General features: G+C 24.1%; 4 protein-coding genes. All 4 read left to right on the plus strand.

The window, feature by feature from the left end:
* Window positions 1-434 precede the first annotated feature (434 nt).
* The 4 genes from TS70_RS06085 to TS70_RS06100 are packed head-to-tail and all read left to right on the plus strand — an operon-like array spanning window position 435 to window position 3,421.
* Window positions 435-1,682, plus strand: coding sequence for a hypothetical protein (locus TS70_RS06085; RefSeq protein WP_198049720.1), 1,248 nt, complete (start codon window positions 435-437; stop codon window positions 1,680-1,682).
* 7 nt (window positions 1,683-1,689) lie between these two features.
* Entirely contained in the window at window positions 1,690-2,298 is a 609-nt protein-coding gene (locus tag TS70_RS06090) for a hypothetical protein (RefSeq protein ID WP_052443495.1), read from the plus strand.
* On the plus strand, window positions 2,291-2,896 hold the full coding sequence (locus TS70_RS06095) for a hypothetical protein (RefSeq protein ID WP_232332540.1): 606 nt from the start codon (window positions 2,291-2,293) through the stop codon (window positions 2,894-2,896). The genes TS70_RS06090 and TS70_RS06095 overlap by 8 nt, the downstream gene beginning before the upstream one ends.
* A gap of 3 nt (window positions 2,897-2,899) precedes the next feature.
* Entirely contained in the window at window positions 2,900-3,421 is a 522-nt protein-coding gene (locus tag TS70_RS06100) for a hypothetical protein (RefSeq protein ID WP_040093519.1), read from the plus strand.
* The last annotated feature ends 242 nt before the right edge of the window (window positions 3,422-3,663 follow it).

The following is a 3,663-nucleotide window of genomic DNA, read 5'->3' on the forward strand; positions in this document are numbered from 1 at the left end:
ATTATTTTTTACATAAAATTATTTGTTAAATTAAAAAATACTTGCAAAAATTTTGCAAATAAAATATAATATTTGCGTAGTTAAACAAGTTACATAAAGACTAATTAGTTATTAATATGGTCCAATCTTAATAATTAATTATGTTTTTAATTATATGTTTCCCTTGTAAAAGACTACAAAACTATGCGGTAATTTCAATTAATGCACTTTATAATTGTATAATCATTTAACGGTCCAAAATGTTGCTTTTATTCGTAAAAGTAGTTTGTTTATAAAATTATCAAAATAATAAAATATAATTGAAATTATTGCAGAAAAATCTATATGTTGCCTTTGAGCGCTTTACTTTAGTTAAAGCGCTTTTTTTATAGTAAAATTAAAGAGATAAGTTTATAATTATTTTAAAGAACATTAACTAAGAAGGGGATTCATAAATGCAAGATGGATTAGAAAAACAATTAGATCATAATTTAAAAGGGTCAGAACAAGCAATGTTTGATGCATTACTAAAAAGTTATTATTTGGATGATGATCAATTAGATTACTTGCATAAATATTACCGCCCAATTTTTACTTTTGCTAATGATGAAGATTGTATTTGTTTAAGTAAACAAAAATATGAAACTTGTTGTAAACCAAAAGTATTAAATTCACAAAAGAAACGGGAAGAATATATTTCAATTTTACAAGCAGTAGGGGATCCAACATTAAAAGAAGCGTATCTTCAACAAGAAACAACCCATTATCAACGTGTTTTGCAAGAATGTGCAAACCAAACTTGTATTTTACAAGACTGCAACAATAAAGTCGCTGAACACCACCTTTATCCACTTAATACAAGTAAAAATTGCTATTTTTTAGATCGTTATCATTCAAAACACTTTTTTAAAAACATTAAAACACCGTTTTTAGACATAACAGGCGAAGGCCAAGTGCCTTATGCATTTAATGTTTTTTGTCAAAACCATCTTAATGAATATCTAGTACAAGAAAAAGAGCTTTCACCTCAATTAGCAGCTCTCTTAATAAATATTAATGATAACTTAATTGATCACCAAGAAGTATATCAAACTTATTTAGCCTTTTATCACCATTTAAGTGTTGCGGAACAAGTTATTTTAACTCTTAAATTACGACGAATTATGAAATTACATTTAATTTATGAGTTAGAATTATATCGTTTAATTAATGATCTTGATAATAAAAATCGTAATTATGTAGTTAAAAAAATCATCTTACCAAAAGAAATTCATACTCTTACTTGAAATGATATTTTATTAGCACAACTAACCCCAATTACCTTCCAAGCGATTAACTCACCTAATAATCCATTTTTACCAAATAAAATCTTATATAGTCGGTTAGTTAACCATGACAAAAATGGCGAGGTTCATTTTATTTATCATAAAAATAATCGCATTTTTAATACTTATTTTACTGAATGAGAAGAAAAAATTAAAAATGAAAAACAATGACAAAATTTTATCTCTAGTCTTATTATTAATCAAGGAACCCATTTTTTAATTGATAAAAAATACTATGATAAATTAAACCAAAAAACAAAAGAATTAATTAATATTTATTATTATAATCGGTTTGAACAACCACGAAATTCAGCGGAAGAATTAATGTTACAAACCTTTATTAATAATTTTAATAATGGAATTAATATTTTAAAATAGAAAGTGAATGACAATGACAACATTAGGATGAATTATAATTAGTATTTTTCTTGTTTTATTAATTATTTTTATTAGTTTTTTTATATGGTTTTATCGTAAAAAACAACATTTGTTCTATGAAATTTATAAACAGTTAGAAGTAGATAATCAAGAATACATTAACAATAACCTTGCAATGTTACAATTACAAGAAATTGACGTTAAATTTAAATTACAACCTGGTGAAAAAGGATTTAGTAATACCCCAGTTACAATTTATCTTCATCGGCAATCACCAAAAGTTTCTTATCAACCACAATCAAAATATCAAATTCCTTTTGATAATGGAATCACTGTTGGTTATGGTGATGGCAAAAAAATCAAGCTAATTGAACAAGTTCCCTTTCAAACAGGTCATCTTTTCCTTACTAACCAACGAATATTAATTATTAATAATGAAATTATAACAATATGAGATTTAAACAAGATTGATAATATCGAATTAAGCATTTTTCGCATCAATAATACTTTATTACAAAGGTTTTATCTATATATCGAACAAAAACGTTTTATGATTATTGTAAAGGGTTTTGAAATCCCATATTCAATCTATAAGGTGTGAAAAAATAATGAATAGTTATTGAATTGGAATCATTTTATTTGGAAGTATTTTAGGATTGGCAATTATTATTGTTTTAATTCTAGCATTATTTCAACAACAAAAAATCAAACAATTTAAGCAAAAAAACCAAGTATTACAAAATGATATTGATCATAATCTTTCATTTTTAAATAATTCATTAACTGAAATTACAATTAGCTATGAATTACCTAAAAATGAAAGATGTTATTATTATGCAAAAGTTACGAGCTATGAAATTATAAAGAAAAAAGAACTTAATCAAAACGCATATTATTTAAGACCAGCAGTTGACCTGCAATATCATATTGAAAATCTTCCAGGCTATCTGAATCTTACTTCCGCCACCGGAAGTGAAACAATTAGTGGTGATATTTATATTACTAACTATCGATTAGTAATTACGGCAAAACAACAAAAGTTAATAATTTGATTAAAAGATATTAATTTTGCTTTACCTAGTGTTTTTAATCTTAATGGCTTATATCAAATTGGTTTTTTTATTAGTACAAATGAAAAAATTTATCGTTTTATTACAAATGATGTTAAAATATCAATGACAATTTTTAAAGTATGACAACAGAAGGGGATATAACAAATGACAATACATATTATTTTAATTTTTAGTTTAATTCTAATGCTTGCATTATACAGCTTTCATATTTTATTTTTTTTACATTATCAAAAACAAAAGGAAAACAACCAGTTTAACAAAGAATACCGCTGAAAACAAATGTTAATTTTTATTTTTGTGACAATTTATTTTGTTTTAACACCAATTAATGTGTTTATTATTATTAATTATATTTTGTTAATGACCTTAACAAACATTCCAAATATTTTAGTTTATTTATATGTTATTATTGCAATTTGTAATTACGTTTTAATTCTTAGCTATTTAATTATTCAAACGTTAGTTAATAATAGTTTATGAATTAAAGTTAATGATCACACAATCTTATTTTTAGATGAAGCAATTGCCTTAACACAAATTATTGGGATTGATATTAATGGTTTTTTTAATAAAGTGCTTTATACGCTTGATGGTGAAACGGAAAAAAAGGTAATTATTGGTAAAAAAACATTTCAATTTTTTGAACAAATTAATATTACAAATTAAAAGAGATTACCTGTCGGGAAAACAAGTAATCTCTTTTTTTCTTTTTGGAAAACAAGAATAATTATATTGGCGAAAATAAGGGTTTATATTTTAAATTATTTTATGGTAACTTATATAAAAAGAAAAGATAAGAGATAACCTAAAGGGGAGAGATAGTAGTGTAATAATAAACCCTTAAAAATATAATTATTCTGTTTACTTTAGAGATTTAGGAAAAATATTTTTCCTTACTCATAGTATAC

Source organism: Spiroplasma sp. hyd1 (genome assembly GCF_016082235.1).
GTDB classification, from domain to species: domain Bacteria; phylum Bacillota_I; class Bacilli_A; order Mycoplasmatales; family Mycoplasmataceae; genus Spiroplasma; species Spiroplasma poulsonii.